Source organism: Streptomyces sp. ADMS (genome assembly GCF_033441795.1).
Taxonomy (GTDB): Bacteria; Actinomycetota; Actinomycetes; order Streptomycetales; family Streptomycetaceae; genus Streptomyces.
Window position 1 is genome coordinate 14,450 of the sequence record NZ_JAVFVX010000067.1, and the last position, 16,115, is coordinate 30,564.

Below are 16,115 nucleotides of genomic sequence, written 5' to 3' on the forward strand. Positions count from 1 at the left end.
GGAGAACCACCACGTGACCCCGGCCCCCCACCCGGACCACGGCCTGGAAGAGCTGTGCGAACCGGCATCGACGCTTTACCAGCGCGCCCTGCGCGAAGGCCACGTGCCGAGTGCCGACGCCGCCAACGCTCCTTGTCTGGTCGACCTCGGCCTGCTGCACCCGGCCGTCGACGACCTGGACCGGCTGGAGCCCGTCGCCCCGTCGGTCGCCCTGCACCGGCTGCTGCGCGGCGCGGGGGAGCGCATCGCGGCCGAGCGGCGGCGTGAGGAACGGCTCACCGAGCTGTTCGAACCTCTGCTGCGCGTGGAGACGCCGGGCATGCGGACGGACACACCGACGATCAATGTCCTGCTCAGCAACAAGCGGACCAACCAGGCCATCACCGAGGCCATGGCCACCGCCTCCCAGGAGCTTCTCTCCGTCCAGCCGAACTGCGAGTACGGCACCGAGAACGGCAGGCTGACCCACAGCATCGCCATGGACCGCGACCAGGCCCTGCTCGACCGGGGCGCCCGTATCCGCACCCTCTACCAGGCTACGACGCTCCACCAGCCCCTCGTCTTCGCCCGCTACGAGAAGCTGAGTGGGGACGCGGAGGCCCGCTTTCTCGACGAGGTCACCGACCGGATCCTCATCATCGACCGGACCGTCGCCTTCATTTCCGACCGGACGCGCCCGACAGGCTCCGACATCGCCCTCGAAATCCGCCAACCGGCGATCATCGCGTACTTCGTGAGCACCTTCGAGCGGCTGTGGCAGCTGGCCACCCCGATGTATCCACAGTCCGTCCACCGCCCGTCCCTCAACGGCGTCACCCCCCGCCAACGAGCCATCGCCGCCCTGCTCGTCGAGGGACACACCGACGCCGTCATCGCGACCCGCCTCGGCATGAACGTCCGTACCGCCAGAGTCCACATCGCCAAGCTCGCCGCCACCCTCGGCAGCGAGAGCCGCGCCCAACTCGGCTACCTCATCGGGCAGTCGGGGATTCTGGAGCCGGAGTCGGAATCGGGGCAGCGGGCTGGGCGGGAGCCTTCGGCGCCGGAAGGCTGAGCATCCCGCCGCCCGGGCCGGCGACGGCCGGCGGCCCGTCCAGCCCCGCCTGCGCGATCCGCACCCCCAACTGCGTGCGGCTGGCCGCCCCCAGCGTCTCCGAGAGCCGCGCGATGTGCGCCCGGCAGGTCCGTACGCTGATCCCCAGCCGTTCCGCGACCACCGCGTCCTGGTGCCCCTCGGCGAGGAGCGCGGCGATCGACCGCTCCCGGTGCGAGATGCCCTCGATGCCCGTGTCGGGGAGCGGGGCCGTCAGCGGGACGGCGAGGCGCCACAGGCGGTCGAAGACCGTGACGAGGTACTGCACCAGCGCCGGGTGGCGGATCTCCAGCGCGACGGTCCGCTCCGCGTTCGCCGGGATGAAGGCCACCGTGCGGTCGAAGAGGATCAGCCGCTCGACCACCTCGTCGAGGGTGCGCGCCTCGGCTGCTCCACCCACCAGTTCGAGGTAGTTGAGAAGTCCCTGCCCGTGCCGGGCCACGTGGTTGTACAGGCCCCGCATCCGTACGCCGCGTGCGCGCAGTTCGAGTGCCCGGTGCAGGCCCTCGGAGAGTTCGTACTCGCGGCGGATGCCGCCGGGCTGGACGGTGAGCACCTCGGTCGTGCACGCCTGGGTCGCCTCGTCCATCGCGGTCTGGATGCGTGCGAGACCGTCCAGGACACGCAGAGCGGTGCCCTCGCCGAAACCGAGACCGAAGCCGGAGCCACCACCGGCACCGAAGCCGGCGTACTGGCTCTCCTCGCCGAGGGCGGTGTACCGCTCGAAGGCCCCGACCGCCGAGCTCACACGCCGCTGGTGCGCGCTGACCTCGTCGTAGACGCCGCGCAGCAGCCGGGTCATGACCTCCTGCGGGGAGGTCGGCACCAGCCAGGCCATGTCGTCGGGGTCGGGGTGCAGCAGGGCGAGTTCGAGCAGGCACGGCGCCGCCTCGGCGTCCCGGCGCGGCACACGGCCCCGCCGTACGGCCCGGGAATACACACGATCCCCGGCCCCGCACAGTCGGTCAGCACCGTGTGGATGCTCGTCCGTCCCGTGCCCGGCCATCGCCCCGTCCCACCACTGGATCCAGCACTTCGCAGCGCAACTATGCGCGGCCCGGACGTGGTCCGCAACACGGCCGGGTCCGTCGTGCACCCCCAATCCCCTTACTATGTCCGACTTTCGCCCCTCCTCCGCCCACGGCTCTGCAACAAGCTGACGGTGGCGGGACGTTGCCCGTGCGGGCATTGTGGAAGGCGCTTCCAGAGGCGTAACGGGGGCGCCATTCGGTGCACGGGGGAACGCCTGAAGCGGCCCCGGCGGGGTGCCTCCATCCGGCCGGGGCCATCAGCCTGCCCTCCACAGCCCGACACGGGCCCCCGGCGAGAAAGCGCGTACCACTCCTTTCGCGCAAGCTTCCGGAAACCACTCGGAGATCGTCCCGTTACGTCCCGCCCCTACCTTCAGGCCATGGCGGACATATTTGACGCATACGCGTTGGCCGACGCGTGGGACGAGATGTTTGTGCGGCCGGGTGAGGTCAGGGCCGCCTATGAGCCGGTACTGGCGGCGCTCCAGCCCATCGAACCGACCGAGCTGCGCTTCCGGGCCGACCAGATGGCCCGGGCGTTCACCGACCGCGGGGTGACCTACGCCTTCGCGGGCGAGGAGCGGCCCTGGCCGCTGGACCTCGTACCGAGGATCCTCGACGCGCTGGAGTGGGATCTGATCCAGCGCGGGGTCGCCCAGCGGGTGCGGGCCCTGGAGGCCTATCTCGCGGACGCCTACGGGCCCTGCCGGGCCTTCGAGGACGGCGTCGTGCCGTGGCGGCTGCTGCTCAGTTCGGCGCACTTCCACCGGGCCGCCCAGGGCATCGAGCCGCCGGGCGGGGTACGCATCCATGTCGCCGGCATCGACCTCGTCCGGGACGAGGCCGGGGACTTCCGGGTGCTGGAGGACAACGTCCGGGTGCCGTCCGGGGTGTCGTACGTCATCGAGAACCGGCGGGCGATGACCCGCGTCTTCCCGTCCCTCTTCGCCGAGCAGCACGTCGTCCCCGTCGACGGCTACGCGCAACACCTGCTGTCCGCCCTGCGCGCCGCCGCGCCGGACGGGGCCGCCGATCCGCGGGTGGTCGTCCTCACCCCGGGTCCCAGCAACGCCGCCTACTTCGAACACGCCCTGCTGGCCCGGCTGATGGGCGTGCAACTGGTCGAGGGGCACGACCTGGTGTGCCGCCAGAACCGGGTGTGGATGCGGACCACGCGCGGTGAGGTGCCCGTCCATGTCGTATACCGAAGGCTGGACGACGACTTCCTCGACCCGCTCCATTTCCGGCCCGACTCACTGATCGGCTGCCCGGGCATCCTGAACGCCGCCCAGTCGGGCACCGTCACCCTCGCCAACGCGGTCGGCAACGGCATCGCGGACGACAAGCTGCTCTACACGTACGTACCCGATCTGATCCGCTACTACCTCTCGGAGGAACCGATTCTTCCGAACGTGGAGTCGTTCCGTCCGGACGAGCCCGGCCAGTTGGAGGCCGTACTCGACCAGATCGACCAGCTGGTCATCAAGCCGGTCGACGGCGCCGGCGGCCAGGGCATCGTCATCGGGCCGAAGGCCGACCGCGAGACGCTGGAGCGGACCCGGGCGGCGGTCGCCGCCGATCCCCGTGGCTGGATCGCGCAGCGCCCCGTCGCGCTCTCCACCTCCCCCACCCTGGCCGGCGAGCGGATGGCGCCGCGCCACATCGACCTGCGGCCGTTCGCCGTGAACGACGGCAACGAGGTCTGGGTCCTGCCGGGCGGGCTGACCCGCGTCGCCCTCCAGGAGGGCAACCTCATCGTCAACTCCAGCCAGGGCGGCGGCTCCAAGGACACCTGGGTACTCGCCGAGGGGCCCGCCGAGACCCCGAACCCCGTGCAACCGGCCGGCGCACCGCCCGAGGTCGCCCCGCGCCAGCACGGACCCGACGGCAACCTCACCCTCGTACAGGAAGGGGCGCAGCAGCAGTGAACGACGTGATCCTCTCCCGGATAGCCGAGGCCCTGACGTGGACGGGCCGTTACGTGGAGCGCGCCGACGCCACGAGCCGCATCCTGGACGCCTATCTGCACCGCCTGCTGGAGGACCCCTGGCGCGACGGGGACGTGGCCTGCCGCTCCCTGTACGCGATCCTGGGCGTCGACGCGGGCGGCCAGCCCGTGGACATGCAGCAGGTGTTGGAGCAGCTCGCCTTCGACGCCCGCTCGACGTGCGCGATCGAGGGCGCGCTGGGGGCGGCCCGGCTCAATGCCAGAAGCGCCCGGGAGGCCGTCTCCTCGGAGATGTGGGAGTGCCTCAACTCGACGTGGCACGCTCTCGCCGACCAGCGGCTCGCGGCCCGACGCACGGGCCCGTACGCCTACCTGGAGCTGGTACGCCGCCGGGCCGCCCTCTTCTTCGGCCTCGCGGACTCCACCATGAGCCGGGACGACAGCTGGCGTTTCGTGGTCCTGGGGCGCAGCCTGGAGCGGGTGGACATGACCGTACGGCTGCTGTCGGTACGGGTGCTGGACGCCGCCCACGCCCCGGACTGGCCGACGCTGCTGAGCGCGAGCGGCGCGGACGAGGCGTACGCGCGGGTGTACAGCGGTTTCGGCGACACCCCGAGAGTGGCCGAATTCCTGCTCCTGGACCGGGACTTCCCGCGCTCGGCGCTGCACGCGCTGACGACGGCGGAGGAGTGCCTCGCGGCCCTGGGCCGCCCGCGCCAGGACCCGGCCCGCCGCCCGATCGGACGTCTGCGGACCAGACTCGAATACCTGGACTCGCAGGCCATGGAAGACCAACTCCCCGCGCTGCTCCAGGACTTGCAGACCGCCTGCATGGCCTCCGCGGAAGCGGTGGCGGAGAAGTTCTTCCCGTACCAGGGGCCCGTGGAGTGGGCTCAGGAAGGAGCACGAGCAGTATGACGAGCATCATGCCGACGAACGCGCCGATGACCCGCCGGCTCCGTATCCGGCACGTCACCCACGTCGCGTACGCGCAGGCCGTGATCTCCTCGCACAACGAGGTCCGGATGACCCCGCTGACGCTCCCCGGCCAGACGACGCTGGACGCCCGGGTGACCGTGAACCCGACGACGCCGACCTGGTCGTACTGGGACTACTGGGGCACGCAGGTCACGGGCTTCGACCTGATGGACCCGCACGCCGACCTCACGATCACCGCCCAGAGCCTGGTGGAGACGGCCCCGCCGGGACCCCTGGACCCCGCGCCGAGCTGGGCGGAGGTGGCCGACCGGACGGCGAACTCCCGCCTGCTGGAGTACGCGACGACGACGACACGGACGACCGTCCCGCCCGAGCTGGTGGAGCGGGCGAGGGAGGCCGCTGCGGGCCTCGACCCGCACGGGACGGCGACGGCGGTGTCGTCGCTGGTCGCGGACCGGGTGTCGTACCTGCCCGGTACGACGGGGGTGAACACGTCGGCGGCGGAGGCGTGGGAGCAGGGCGCGGGCGTCTGCCAGGACATCGCGCACGTGACGATCGCGCTGCTGCGGGGCCTCGGCCTGCCCACCCGCTATGTCTCCGGCTACCTCCACCCCGAGCGGGAGGCGGAACTGCACCGCCCGGTGGCCGGCCAGTCCCACGCCTGGGTCGAGTACTGGGCGGGCGACTGGTGCGGCTACGACCCGACGAACCGGACGCGCGCCGACGAGTCCCACGTGGTGGTGGGCCGCGGGCGCGACTACGACGACGTGACGCCGCACAAGGGCGTGTACCGGGGCGTGGCCGGGGGGCCGCCGGAGGTGACGGTGGAGTTCACGCGGGTGGCGTGAGCCGTCCTGTACGAGAGGTGCCTACCGTACGAGACATGCGGACCCGCACGAGACGCGCGCAGCCGTAGGAGAGGGCGAAACCCGTTCGAGAAGCGCGAACCCGCAGGAGACGCGCGCGGCCGTAGGGGAAGCGTGAACCCATACGAGACGCACGACCCCGTAGGAGACGCACGACCCCCGGGGGCAGATCCGTGCCCCCGGGGCAGGGTGCGGGTTACTTCAGCCCGCGGGCCTCGCACTCGTCCTCGTACTGCGCCGTGCAGATGTCGGACACCTTGTAGATGCCGTCCTCGACGACCGTGCTCCTGATGTTGGCCTCCGTCAGCGCGACCACACTCACCAGCTGCGCCGGGATGTCCTTGTTCGTCGGGCTGTCGACCCTGTCCCGGGTAAGGGCGTCGAACTGGATGTCGCGGCCCTGGACACGGGCCACGGCCATCTCGGCCGCCGTCTCGGCCTCCTGCGGGTACGACTTGTAGATGCTCATGTACTGCTCGCCGGAGAGGATCCGCTGCACGGCGGCGAGTTCGGCGTCCTGCCCGGTGATCGGCGGCAGTTTGGTGACGCCCGCGGCCTCCAGGGCCTCGATGATGCCGCCCGCCATGCCGTCGTTGGCGGAGTAGACGCCGGCGATGTTGTCCTTGCCGATGATGGCGATCGCCTTCGTCATGTTCGCCCTGGCGTTCTCGGGCTTCCAGTCCTTGGTGTCGAAGGACTGCGCGATCGTCACCTTGCCGTTCAGCTCGGAGAGGGCGCCCTCCTTGAACTGCGCGGCGTTCGGGTCGGTCACCGACCCGTTCATCATGACGATCTTCGCGGTGGTGTCGATGTCACCGCCGAGGGCCTCCAGGAGGGAACGTCCCTGCACCTCGCCGACGAGCTCGTTGTCGAAGGAGATGTACGCGTCGATGGGTCCTTCGGCCAGCCTGTCGTAGGCGATGACCGGGATTCCGGCGTCCTTGGCCTTCTGGACCCCGCTCGCGATGGCGTGCGCGTCCACGGCGTCGAGGAGCAGGACGTCGACCTTGTCGTCGATCATCTGCTGCAACTGCTGGGCCTGCTTGGCGGCGTCCGCCCCGGCGTTGGCGTACTCGACCTTGCCCTGACCGTTGGTGATCGACGCGACCTTGTTCTTGATGATCGGGTAGTCGAATTTGTCGTACCGGGTGTTCGCCGTCTCTGGAAGCAGCAGCCCCACCGTGATGTCGTTGCCCTTGGTCGGGCTCGGCTCACTGGCTTCCCCGCCGGCTTCGAGTGCGCCGCAGCCGGCGGCGAGGGAGGCCGTGACGGTGAAGGCGGCCACGGCTGTGAAGGTACGACGAATACGAGGCGTTCGGGGCATTCGGGTGCTCACTTCAGGCGCTTTCCGGTCGAGGACGCAACAGCGCGTGCGCCTCATGTGTCTGAAAGACAACGTGGGCGAGCCCCGGGCGTCAAGCGAAACTACTCAACGGGAGGGCAAGATCACACTCCGCTGCGTGCGTGAAGAAGTGGCGGAGGACCGCGCGAGTGACCTTCGCGCGCCCTCCACCAGGTGTTCCCGGGCGGGCACTCGAAGACTCGGACAAGATCCGTACAACCACGTGCATACGTCACGATCCCTGATCATCGACGGCTCGATTCCGCCGTTCCCGACCGGACGTGACGCACCGGACGATCTCGGCCAGACTCACGGTCGGCCGAGGCCTCACCCACCCCCCTGTTACCTGTCGGACGAAATCACAGCAGCCGTACAACCTGTCCACCGCCGATCTCGACCCGTACACCGTGTGGCGGGGCACGACCGTCGACGGCGTCTGCACGGACACCGACAAGCCCGGGTACACCGCCGTGGCCAGGACCCCGTACCAGAACGTCAACGTCGCGGACGGCGGGACCTCTGGTACGTCGTCCGGCCCGCCGACTTCGCCAGGAACCTCAGTGCGGGCATCACGGTCCACCTCACCGAGCACGACCTGCGGCCACGGCGGAACCCCCGGCAGGGGCCACCCACGGGGCCGGGGCGTCGTTCTCCGCGCTCGGCAATGTGCAGTTGCGCGGCTGGACACCCGCGGGCACGGAAGACGCGCGGGGCTCCTCGGCGCCGTCTGGAATCCGGAGACCGCCGCCTTCGAGGCAGTGCCGGACACCGAACCGCTCCACGACGCGAACGTCCCGAAGGGAACGTCGCTGTGCTACCAGGTCGTCGGAGTCCGCGAGGACGGCACCACCTCACTGCCGGTCCTGGTGAGCGTCGCCGTACCGCCGGTTTCCTGACGGAACGCCAAGGGGCCCGGAGGTTCGAACCGAACCTCCGGGCCCCTTCACACATGGACCTGCCTAGTCCTTGGCCTTCTTGGGCCGCCAGACCACCAACGCACTCGTCTGCTGCACTTCCTGATACGGCACCAGATCCCGCCGATAGGAGGCATGCACCGCGGCCTCCCGCTGCTGCATGGCAGCCGCAGCCCCGTCCAGCGCGGACTCCATCTCCACCACCCGCTGCTGCAACGCGGCGACCTGGTTCTCCAGTTCGATGATCCGCTTGATGCCGGCCAGGTTGATGCCCTCGTCCTGCGACAGTGCCTGCACCGTGCGGAGCAGTTCGATGTCGCGGGCCGAGTAGCGGCGGCCCCGGCCGGCGGTGCGGTCGGGGGAGACCAGGCCCAGGCGGTCGTACTGGCGCAGGGTCTGCGGGTGCAGGCCCGAGAGCTGGGCCGCCACCGAGATGACGTAGACCGGGGTCTCCTGCGTCAGTTCATACGGGTTGCGTCGACGACCGTCCATCTCGGTCAAGCTCCCTTCGCTGCCTCGAACAGCTCATCCCGCGGATTCTCGTCCGCGGTCGCCTCGCGATACGCCTCCAGTGCGTCACGAGCCTTCCCCGTCAGTTCCGTCGGGACACTCACCTCGACGGTGACCAGCAGGTCGCCCCGGGTGCCGTCCTTGCGGACCGCGCCCTTGCCCCGCGCGCGCATCGTGCGCCCGTTGGGCGTGCCCGGGGGCAGTTTCAGGGTGACCGACGGGCCGCCCAGGGTCGGGACCCTGACCTCGCCGCCGAGTGCCGCCTCGACGAAGGTCACCGGCACCGTCACCGTCAGGTTGTCGTCCTTGCGGCCGAAGACCGGGTGGGCGTCGACATGGACGGTGACGTACAGATCGCCCGCCGGGCCGCCCCGCTCGCCCGGCGCTCCCTTGCCGCGCAGCCGGATGCGCTGGTTGTCCGCCACCCCGGCCGGGATGCGCACCTGCATCGTCCGGGAGGACTTGGCGCGCCCGGAGCCGCTGCACACCAGGCAGGCGTGCTCCGCGATCAGGCCCCGTCCCTTGCAGTCAGGGCAGGGGTCCGTGAGCGAGAAGCCGCCGCCCGAGCCGCGCGCCACCTGGCCGGTGCCCACGCACGTCGGGCACACCCTCGGCGTGCCGTTCTTGTCACCGGTCCCCGAGCACGCCTTGCACGGCGACTGGGACGTCATGCGCAACGGGACCGTCGCGCCGTCCACCGCCTCCGTGAAGCTCAGCGTGACCTCGGTGTCGATGTCCTGGCCGCGCCGGGGCTGCGTACGTGTGGTCCCGGCCCCGCCCCGGTTGAACAGGCCCCCGAAGACGTCCCCGATGCCACCGCCGAAGCCGCCCGCACCGGAACCGCCGGGGCCGCCGCCCTGGGGGGCGCCTCCGAAGAGGTCACCCAGGTCGAAGTTGAAGGAGCCGCCGCCCGCGCCCGGCCCCGGACGGAATCCGCCGTTGCCGAAGAGGGCGCGGGCCTCGTCGTACTCCTTGCGCTTCTTGGGGTCGCCGAGGACGTCGTTCGCCTCGGAGATCTCCTTGAAGCGCTCCTCGGCCCTGGCGTTGCCCTTGTTGGCGTCCGGGTGGAACTCGCGGGCGAGTTTCCGGTACGCCTTCTTGATCTCGGCCTCGGTGGCGTCCTTGGGGACGCCGAGGACCTTGTAGAAGTCCTTCTCGATGAAGTCCTTGGTGCTCATCCCCGACGTCCCTCCTTCCCCGCGCAGTCACTCACGTCAGCCCTCTTCCGGGCCACCGCTCTCCTTGCCGTCCGCCGTGTCGGCCGACTCCGGGGAGTCGCCCTTGCCGGCCTGCGCCCCGGGCTGGGGCTCGGCCACCGCGACCCTGGCGGGACGCAGGTTGCGCTCACCGAACCTGTAGCCCGGCTGCAGGATCGCCACACAGGTCGTCTCCGTGACGTCCGGCGCGTACGAGTGCATCAGGGCCTCGTGGATCATCGGGTCGAAGGGCTCGCCCTCCTTGCCGAACTGCTGCAGGCCCATCTTCGCGGCGACGGTCTCCAGCGACTCGGCGACGGACTTGAACCCGCCGACCAGTTCGCCGTGTTCCCTCGCGCGGCCGATGTCGTCGAGCACGGGCAGGAGTTCGGTCAGGATGCTCGCGATGGCGATCTCCTTGACCGTGATCCGGTCCCGCTCGACCCGGCGGCGGTAGTTCTGATACTCGGCCTGGAGCCGCTGGAGGTCCGCCGTGCGCTCACCGAGCGCCGTGCGTACCTGGTCCAGCTGGGCCGTCAGACCGGCGACCTGTACTGCTGCTGCGTCCCCGGCCGGGGCCGCCCCCTCCGAAGAGGGGGCGGCCTTCGGCTCGGCGTCGTCGGGGGTGGCGCCGGAAGGGACGTCGGGCTTCTCGTCGAAGCCCGGAGTCTCCTCCGTCACGCGGCACCGTCCTTGCGCTCGTTGCGCTCGTCGTCGACGATCTCGGCGTCCACCACGTCGTCGTCGGCCTTCGGGGCCTCGGCGCCGGGCGCGCCGTCACCGGCGGCCTGACCCGCCTGGGCGTCGGCGTACATCGCCTGGCCCAGCTTCTGCGAGACGGCGGCGACCTTCTCCGTGGAGGTGCGGATCTCGGCGATGTCCTCGCCCTTGAGCGCGGCCTTCAGCTCCTCGATCGAGGCCTCGACCTCGGTCTTGATGTCGCCGGGGACCTTGTCCTCGTTGTCCTTGAGGAACTTCTCCGTCTGGTAGACGAGCTGCTCGCCCTGGTTGCGGGTCTCGGCGGCCTCGCGGCGACGGTGGTCCTCGTCCGCGTACTGCTCGGCCTCCTGGCGCATCCGGTCGACCTCGTCCTTCGGCAGCGAGGAGCCACCGGTGACGGTCATCTTCTGTTCCTTGCCCGTGCCGAGGTCCTTGGCCGTGACGTGCATGATGCCGTTGGCGTCGATGTCGAAGGCGACCTCGATCTGCGGCACGCCGCGCGGGGCCGGCGGCAGGCCCGTCAGCTCGAACATCCCGAGCTTCTTGTTGTACGCCGCGATCTCGCGCTCGCCCTGGTAGACCTGGATCTGGACGGACGGCTGGTTGTCCTCGGCCGTCGTGAAGATCTCGGAACGCTTGGTCGGGATCGTCGTGTTGCGCTCGATGAGCTTCGTCATGATCCCTCCCTTGGTCTCGATACCGAGGGACAGCGGCGTCACGTCGAGGAGCAGGACGTCCTTGACCTCGCCCTTGAGGACACCCGCCTGGAGCGCGGCGCCGATGGCGACGACCTCGTCCGGGTTCACACCCTTGTTGGCGTCCCGGCCGCCCGTCAGCTCCTTGACGAGCTCGGCGACGGCGGGCATACGGGTCGAGCCACCGACGAGAACGACGTGGTCGATCTCGGAGAGGGCGATGCCCGCGTCCTTGATGACGTTGTGGAACGGCGTCTTGCAGCGCTCCAGCAGATCGGCCGTCAGCTGCTGGAACTGGGCGCGCGTGAGCTTCTCGTCCAGGTGCAGCGGGCCCTCGGCGGAGGCCGTGATGTAGGGCAGGTTGATCGAGGTCTCGGTGGACGAGGACAGCTCGATCTTGGCCTTCTCGGCGGCCTCGCGGAGGCGCTGGAGGGCCATCTTGTCCTTGCCCAGGTCCACGCCGTGGCCGGTGCGGAACTGCTGCACCAGGTAGTCCATGACGCGCTGGTCCCAGTCGTCACCACCGAGGTGGTTGTCACCGTTGGTGGCCTTCACCTCGACGACGCCGTCACCGATCTCCAGGAGGGACACGTCGAAGGTGCCGCCACCGAGGTCGAAGACGAGGATCGTCTGGTCGTCCTTGTCGAGGCCGTACGCGAGCGCGGCCGCGGTGGGCTCGTTCACGATGCGCAGGACGTTGAGGCCCGCGATCTCGCCGGCCTCCTTCGTCGCCTGGCGCTCGGAGTCGTTGAAGTAGGCCGGGACGGTGATGACCGCGTCCGTGACCTTCTCGCCCAGGTAGGCCTCGGCGTCGCGCTTCAGCTTCTGCAGGATGAAGGCGCTCATCTGCTGCGGGTTGAAGTTCTTCCCGTCGAGCTCGATCTTCCAGTCGGTGCCCATGTGGCGCTTGACCGACCGGATGGTCCTGTCGACGTTGGTGACCGCCTGGCGCTTGGCGACCTCGCCGACCAGCACCTCACCGTTCTTCGCGAAGGCGACGACGGACGGCGTGGTCCTGGCACCCTCGGCGTTGGTGATGACGGTGGGCTCGCCGCCCTCCAGAACGCTGACGACGGAGTTAGTCGTGCCCAGGTCGATGCCGACCGCACGTGCCATTTCAATTCCTCCAGCAGCAATGACTTGAGTGGAACAGGCTCAAGTGTGCATCACTCCCGTCGCGCGGTCAACAGAGCTGAGTCGACCACACTCAACTCTTATCCGTTCCTTACACGCAAGGATGCCCTGACCTGCGCCGACTGCGCGGCCGGGGGCCGCCGCAGCCCGTACACGGGAACCCTCAGCAGCCCCAGTACGACCATCCCGGCCACCCCCGCCACCCACCACAGCCCCGATCCCCCGGCCCACCCGCCATGCACGAGCACTCCCACGAGCACCGCCCCGAAGGCCCCCGCACCGAGCAGTACGGCCGCCCCGCGCGGGGTGAGCCCGAGCCTCCGCAACCGGTGCGCGAGATGGTCCGGGCCCCCGCGCGACAACGGCCGCCCCGCCACCCTCCGCGACACGACGACGAGCACCACATCCGCACCGGCCACGGCGGTGAGCGCGAACAACACCCCCGCGCTGGACGCCGGTTCGTGTCCGGTCCTGACGGCCACCGCCGCCGCGGCCAGCACGAACCCGGTGAACAGGGACCCGCACGCGCCGAGGGCGATCCGCGCGGGATGCCAGTTGTGCATGAGGAACCCGGTGAGCGCGGCGGCCAGGACGCTCAGCAGCACGGCGAGCCCGTCGAGCACCTCGACGGCGGCACACGCGCCCACCCCGAAGGCGGTCAGCACCCCGACCGTGCCGAGCAGACCGTCGGCATGGTCGAGAGCCCGGAAAGCGACCGCGACGAACACGATCCAGAGGAGGGCGAGCAGCCCGGCCCCGAACCCCAACTCCTCGTACGGCACGACGAACGCGGCGGCGACGGCCGTACCGGCGACGAGGAAGCGCGCCTTCACCCGTCGCACGTCGGCCACGAGCCCGAGCGCGCCGACGCCCGCCCCGGCGACGAGCAGTGCACCGACCCCGTCCCCGAGCGGGGCGTACCCGGTCCACTCCCCCGCCCCCGCGACCAGCCCGGTCGCGAGCACGACGGCGAGCCCGCCGAGCAGGGGCAGGGGACGCGACCGGCGCCGGTCGAGCACACCGAGGCGCAGGGCGAGTGTCCGCAGGAGGGCGGTGAGGACGGCGGCGAGGAGAAGGGCGGCGGTGGCGGCGAGGATCCCGTAGAGCACGGGTTCACGTTAGGCGCAAACGTAACAATTAAGTACGAATAACACGATCCGTTCCGATGAGATCTGATCTACGACTCAGGTAAGCCTGAGCGATCCAGATCACTCCGCCGCTGACTACAGTGCGGGTCAGGATGTGGGTAGTCTCTGACAGAATACCTAAGTTACCGCTTAGTAATACTGCTCGGCATCCAGTTGGTTACGCGCAGGCCTGAGGAGCCCCGACATGCAACTCGCCGCGATCATCGTGTCGCTGGTCCTGACCGTGGTCGGCGTCGCGCTGCTCGCACGCGCCATCGGTCAGTTCGTCCGCTACTTCGGACTCGGCCAGCCGGTCCCGGCCGGCCTTCGGACGGACAACCCCTATCAGCGCAGTGTGACGCTGGTGAAGGAGTTCCTCGGTCACACACGCATGAACCGGTGGGGCATCGTCGGCTTCGCGCACTGGTTCGTGGCGGTCGGCTTCCTGACGCTGCCGCCGACCCTCGCCCAGGCCTTCGGCCAGCTCTTCTCGGCGGACTGGACGCTGCCGGTCATCGGCGGCTTCCTGCCGTTCGAGCTGTACATCGAGTTCATCGGCGTGATGACCATCCTCGGCATCGCCGTGCTCATCGTGATCCGCCTGCTGAACCTGCCCTCGCGCCCCGGCCGCAAGTCCCGTTTCGCGGGCTCCAAGGCGGGCCAGGCGTACTTCGTCGAGTACGTCATCCTCACCATCGGCCTCGCGATCTACGTGCTGCGCGGTCTTGAGGGCGCGATCCACCACGTCGAGCACTACGAGGCCGCGTACTTCGCCTCGTACCCGCTGGTCCTCGCCTTCAAGGGCCTGAGCGTCGGCACACTCCAGAACCTGATCTACCTCACCGCGATGGTGAAGATCAGCACGTCGTTCGTCTGGATGATCGTCGTCTCGCTCAACACCAACATGGGCGTCGCCTGGCACCGCTTCCTCGCCTTCCCGAACATCTGGTTCAAGCGCGAGGCGACGGGCGGGACGGCCCTCGGCGCCCTCCAGCCCATGACGTCCGGCGGCGAACCGATCGACTTCACCGACCCCGGCGACGACGACGTCTTCGGCGTGAGCCAGGTCGAACAGTTCTCCTGGAAGGGTCTGCTCGACTTCTCCACGTGCACGGAGTGCGGACGCTGCCAGTCGCAGTGCCCGGCCTGGAACACCGGCAAGCCCCTCTCCCCCAAGCTGCTGATCATGTCGCTGCGGGACCACGCCCACGCCAAGGCCCCGTACCTGCTGGCGGGCGGCGGCAAGACGATGGAGGGCGAGGAGAAGGCGAGCGAGGAGCAGCTCAAGGACGTTCCCGCCGCCGCCCTCGCCGAGGCCGGGCGCCCGCTGATCGGCACCGCCGAGGAGAACGGCGTCATCGACCCGGACGTCCTGTGGTCCTGCACCACCTGCGGCGCCTGTGTGGAGCAGTGCCCGGTGGACATCGAGCACGTCGACCACATCGTCGACATGCGCCGCTACCAGGTGATGATCGAGAGCGCCTTCCCCTCCGAGGCGGGCACGATGCTCAAGAACCTGGAGAAGAAGGGCAACCCCTGGGGCCTGGCGAAGAAGCAGCGCCTGGAATGGCTCAAGGAGCTCGACTTCGAGGTGCCGGTCGTCGGCAAGGACATCGAGGACCTCACCGAGGTCGAGTACCTGTACTGGGTCGGCTGCGCGGGCGCGCTGGAAGACCGCGCCAAGAAAACCACCAAGGCGTTCGCGGAACTCCTCCACATCGCGGGCGTCAAGTTCGCGATCATGGGCGGCGACGAGAAGTGCACCGGTGACTCCGCCCGCCGTCTCGGCAACGAGCCCCTGTTCCAGGAGCTCGGCATGGAGAACGTCATGGCGCTGAACATGGCGTTCGGCGAGGAGACGGACGACGACGGCAACGTCACGCCGGAGTCGAGGAAGCCGAAGTCCGCGAAGAAGATCGTCGCGACCTGCCCGCACTGCCTGAACACGATCGGCAACGAGTACCCGCAGCTCGGCGGCGACTACGAGGTCATCCACCACACCCAGCTGCTCCAGCACCTCATCGACGAGGGCAAGCTGCTCCCGGTCACCCCGGTAGACGGCCTCATCACCTACCACGACCCCTGCTACCTCGGCCGCCACAACAAGATCTACACGCCCCCGCGCGAGATCATGTCGGCCGTCCCGGGCCTGCGCCAGCAGGAGATGCACCGCCACAAGGAGCGCGGCTTCTGCTGCGGCGCGGGTGGCGCGCGGATGTGGATGGAGGAGCGGATCGGCAAGCGCATCAACAACGAGCGCGTCGACGAGGCCCTGTCCCTGAACCCGGACATCGTTTCCACCGCCTGCCCGTTCTGCCTCGTGATGCTGACCGACTCGGTCAACGGCAAGAAGAACGAGGGCAAGGCGAAGGAGTCCATCACGGTGGTGGACGTCGCCCAGCTGCTCCTGGAGTCCGTGAAGACCCCGGTCGACGACGAGCCCCCGGCGGGCGAGCCGGAGACGGAGAGCGCGCCGGAGCCGCAGCCGGTGAAGTAGTCCTGGAACAAGGTCTGGAAACAGGTCCTGAAACAGCTCCGTACGGGGTCGGCGCCGGTGGCGTCGACCCCGTACGGAGCTGTTGCCGATTCACTGAACTGCC

The 16,115-nt window shown here is 69.6% G+C and carries 13 protein-coding genes; 6 read left to right on the forward strand and 7 right to left on the reverse strand.

Translation table 11 applies throughout. The features are described 5' to 3' along the window. Positions 1-13 precede the first annotated feature (13 nt). On the forward strand, positions 14-1,054 hold the full coding sequence (locus tag RB628_RS26105) for a helix-turn-helix transcriptional regulator (RefSeq protein ID WP_318322949.1): 1,041 nt from the start codon (positions 14-16) through the stop codon (positions 1,052-1,054). On the opposite strand, the gene RB628_RS26110 is transcribed toward RB628_RS26105, so the two are convergent. Further along, the gene (locus RB628_RS26110) at positions 972-2,099 is read right to left on the reverse strand and encodes a helix-turn-helix transcriptional regulator (RefSeq protein ID WP_318322975.1); all 1,128 of its coding nucleotides are present in this window, start codon (positions 2,097-2,099) and stop codon (positions 972-974) included. The genes RB628_RS26105 and RB628_RS26110 overlap by 83 nt on opposite strands. Before the next feature lie 405 nt (positions 2,100-2,504). On the opposite strand from RB628_RS26110, the gene RB628_RS26115 reads away from it, so the two are divergent. From RB628_RS26115 to RB628_RS26125, 3 genes are read left to right on the forward strand one after another with little or no spacing between them, the layout of a single operon-like run. After that, positions 2,505-4,052: a circularly permuted type 2 ATP-grasp protein gene (locus tag RB628_RS26115; protein WP_318322950.1), complete on the forward strand. Its 1,548-nt coding sequence runs from the start codon at positions 2,505-2,507 to the stop codon at positions 4,050-4,052. Further along, positions 4,049-4,990, forward strand: a complete 942-nt coding sequence (locus RB628_RS26120; protein ID WP_318322951.1) for an alpha-E domain-containing protein — start codon at positions 4,049-4,051, stop codon at positions 4,988-4,990. The genes RB628_RS26115 and RB628_RS26120 overlap by 4 nt, the downstream gene beginning before the upstream one ends. Before the next feature lie 26 nt (positions 4,991-5,016). Beyond that, a complete protein-coding gene (locus RB628_RS26125; protein ID WP_318322976.1) occupies positions 5,017-5,859 on the forward strand; it encodes a transglutaminase family protein in 843 nt (280 codons plus the stop codon). 214 nt (positions 5,860-6,073) lie between these two features. Here the strand turns inward: RB628_RS26125 and RB628_RS26130 are convergent, their stop codons facing one another. Further along, the gene (locus RB628_RS26130; RefSeq protein WP_318322952.1) at positions 6,074-7,201 is read right to left on the reverse strand and encodes a sugar ABC transporter substrate-binding protein; all 1,128 of its coding nucleotides are present in this window, start codon (positions 7,199-7,201) and stop codon (positions 6,074-6,076) included. Positions 7,202-7,500: 299 nt separating this feature from the next. On the opposite strand from RB628_RS26130, the gene RB628_RS26135 reads away from it, so the two are divergent. Next, positions 7,501-8,115: a hypothetical protein gene (locus tag RB628_RS26135; protein ID WP_318322953.1), complete on the forward strand. Its 615-nt coding sequence runs from the start codon at positions 7,501-7,503 to the stop codon at positions 8,113-8,115. A gap of 63 nt (positions 8,116-8,178) precedes the next feature. On the opposite strand, the gene RB628_RS26140 is transcribed toward RB628_RS26135, so the two are convergent. The 5 genes from RB628_RS26140 to RB628_RS26160 all read right to left on the reverse strand — a co-directional run bounded on the left by RB628_RS26140 (position 8,179) and on the right by RB628_RS26160 (position 13,497). Then, positions 8,179-8,625: a heat shock protein transcriptional repressor HspR gene (locus RB628_RS26140; protein ID WP_318322954.1), complete on the reverse strand. Its 447-nt coding sequence runs from the start codon at positions 8,623-8,625 to the stop codon at positions 8,179-8,181. Positions 8,626-8,630: 5 nt separating this feature from the next. Continuing rightward, positions 8,631-9,821, reverse strand: a complete 1,191-nt coding sequence (dnaJ, locus tag RB628_RS26145; RefSeq protein WP_318322955.1) for a molecular chaperone DnaJ — start codon at positions 9,819-9,821, stop codon at positions 8,631-8,633. Positions 9,822-9,857: 36 nt separating this feature from the next. Then, positions 9,858-10,520: a nucleotide exchange factor GrpE gene (gene grpE / locus RB628_RS26150; RefSeq protein WP_318322956.1), complete on the reverse strand. Its 663-nt coding sequence runs from the start codon at positions 10,518-10,520 to the stop codon at positions 9,858-9,860. Beyond that, positions 10,517-12,370 carry a molecular chaperone DnaK gene (gene dnaK, locus RB628_RS26155; protein ID WP_318322957.1) on the reverse strand — a complete coding sequence of 618 codons (1,854 nt, stop codon included), beginning with the start codon at positions 12,368-12,370 and terminating at the stop codon, positions 10,517-10,519. The genes grpE and dnaK overlap by 4 nt, the downstream gene beginning before the upstream one ends. A gap of 98 nt (positions 12,371-12,468) precedes the next feature. Continuing rightward, positions 12,469-13,497 carry an MraY family glycosyltransferase gene (locus tag RB628_RS26160; protein ID WP_318322958.1) on the reverse strand — a complete coding sequence of 343 codons (1,029 nt, stop codon included), beginning with the start codon at positions 13,495-13,497 and terminating at the stop codon, positions 12,469-12,471. A 223-nt stretch (positions 13,498-13,720) separates the two neighbouring features. Between RB628_RS26160 and RB628_RS26165 the strand changes: the two genes are divergently transcribed. Beyond that, positions 13,721-16,012 (forward strand): 4Fe-4S dicluster domain-containing protein, encoded by a 2,292-nt coding sequence (locus RB628_RS26165; RefSeq protein ID WP_318322959.1) that lies wholly within the window; start codon positions 13,721-13,723, stop codon positions 16,010-16,012. The last annotated feature ends 103 nt before the right edge of the window (positions 16,013-16,115 follow it).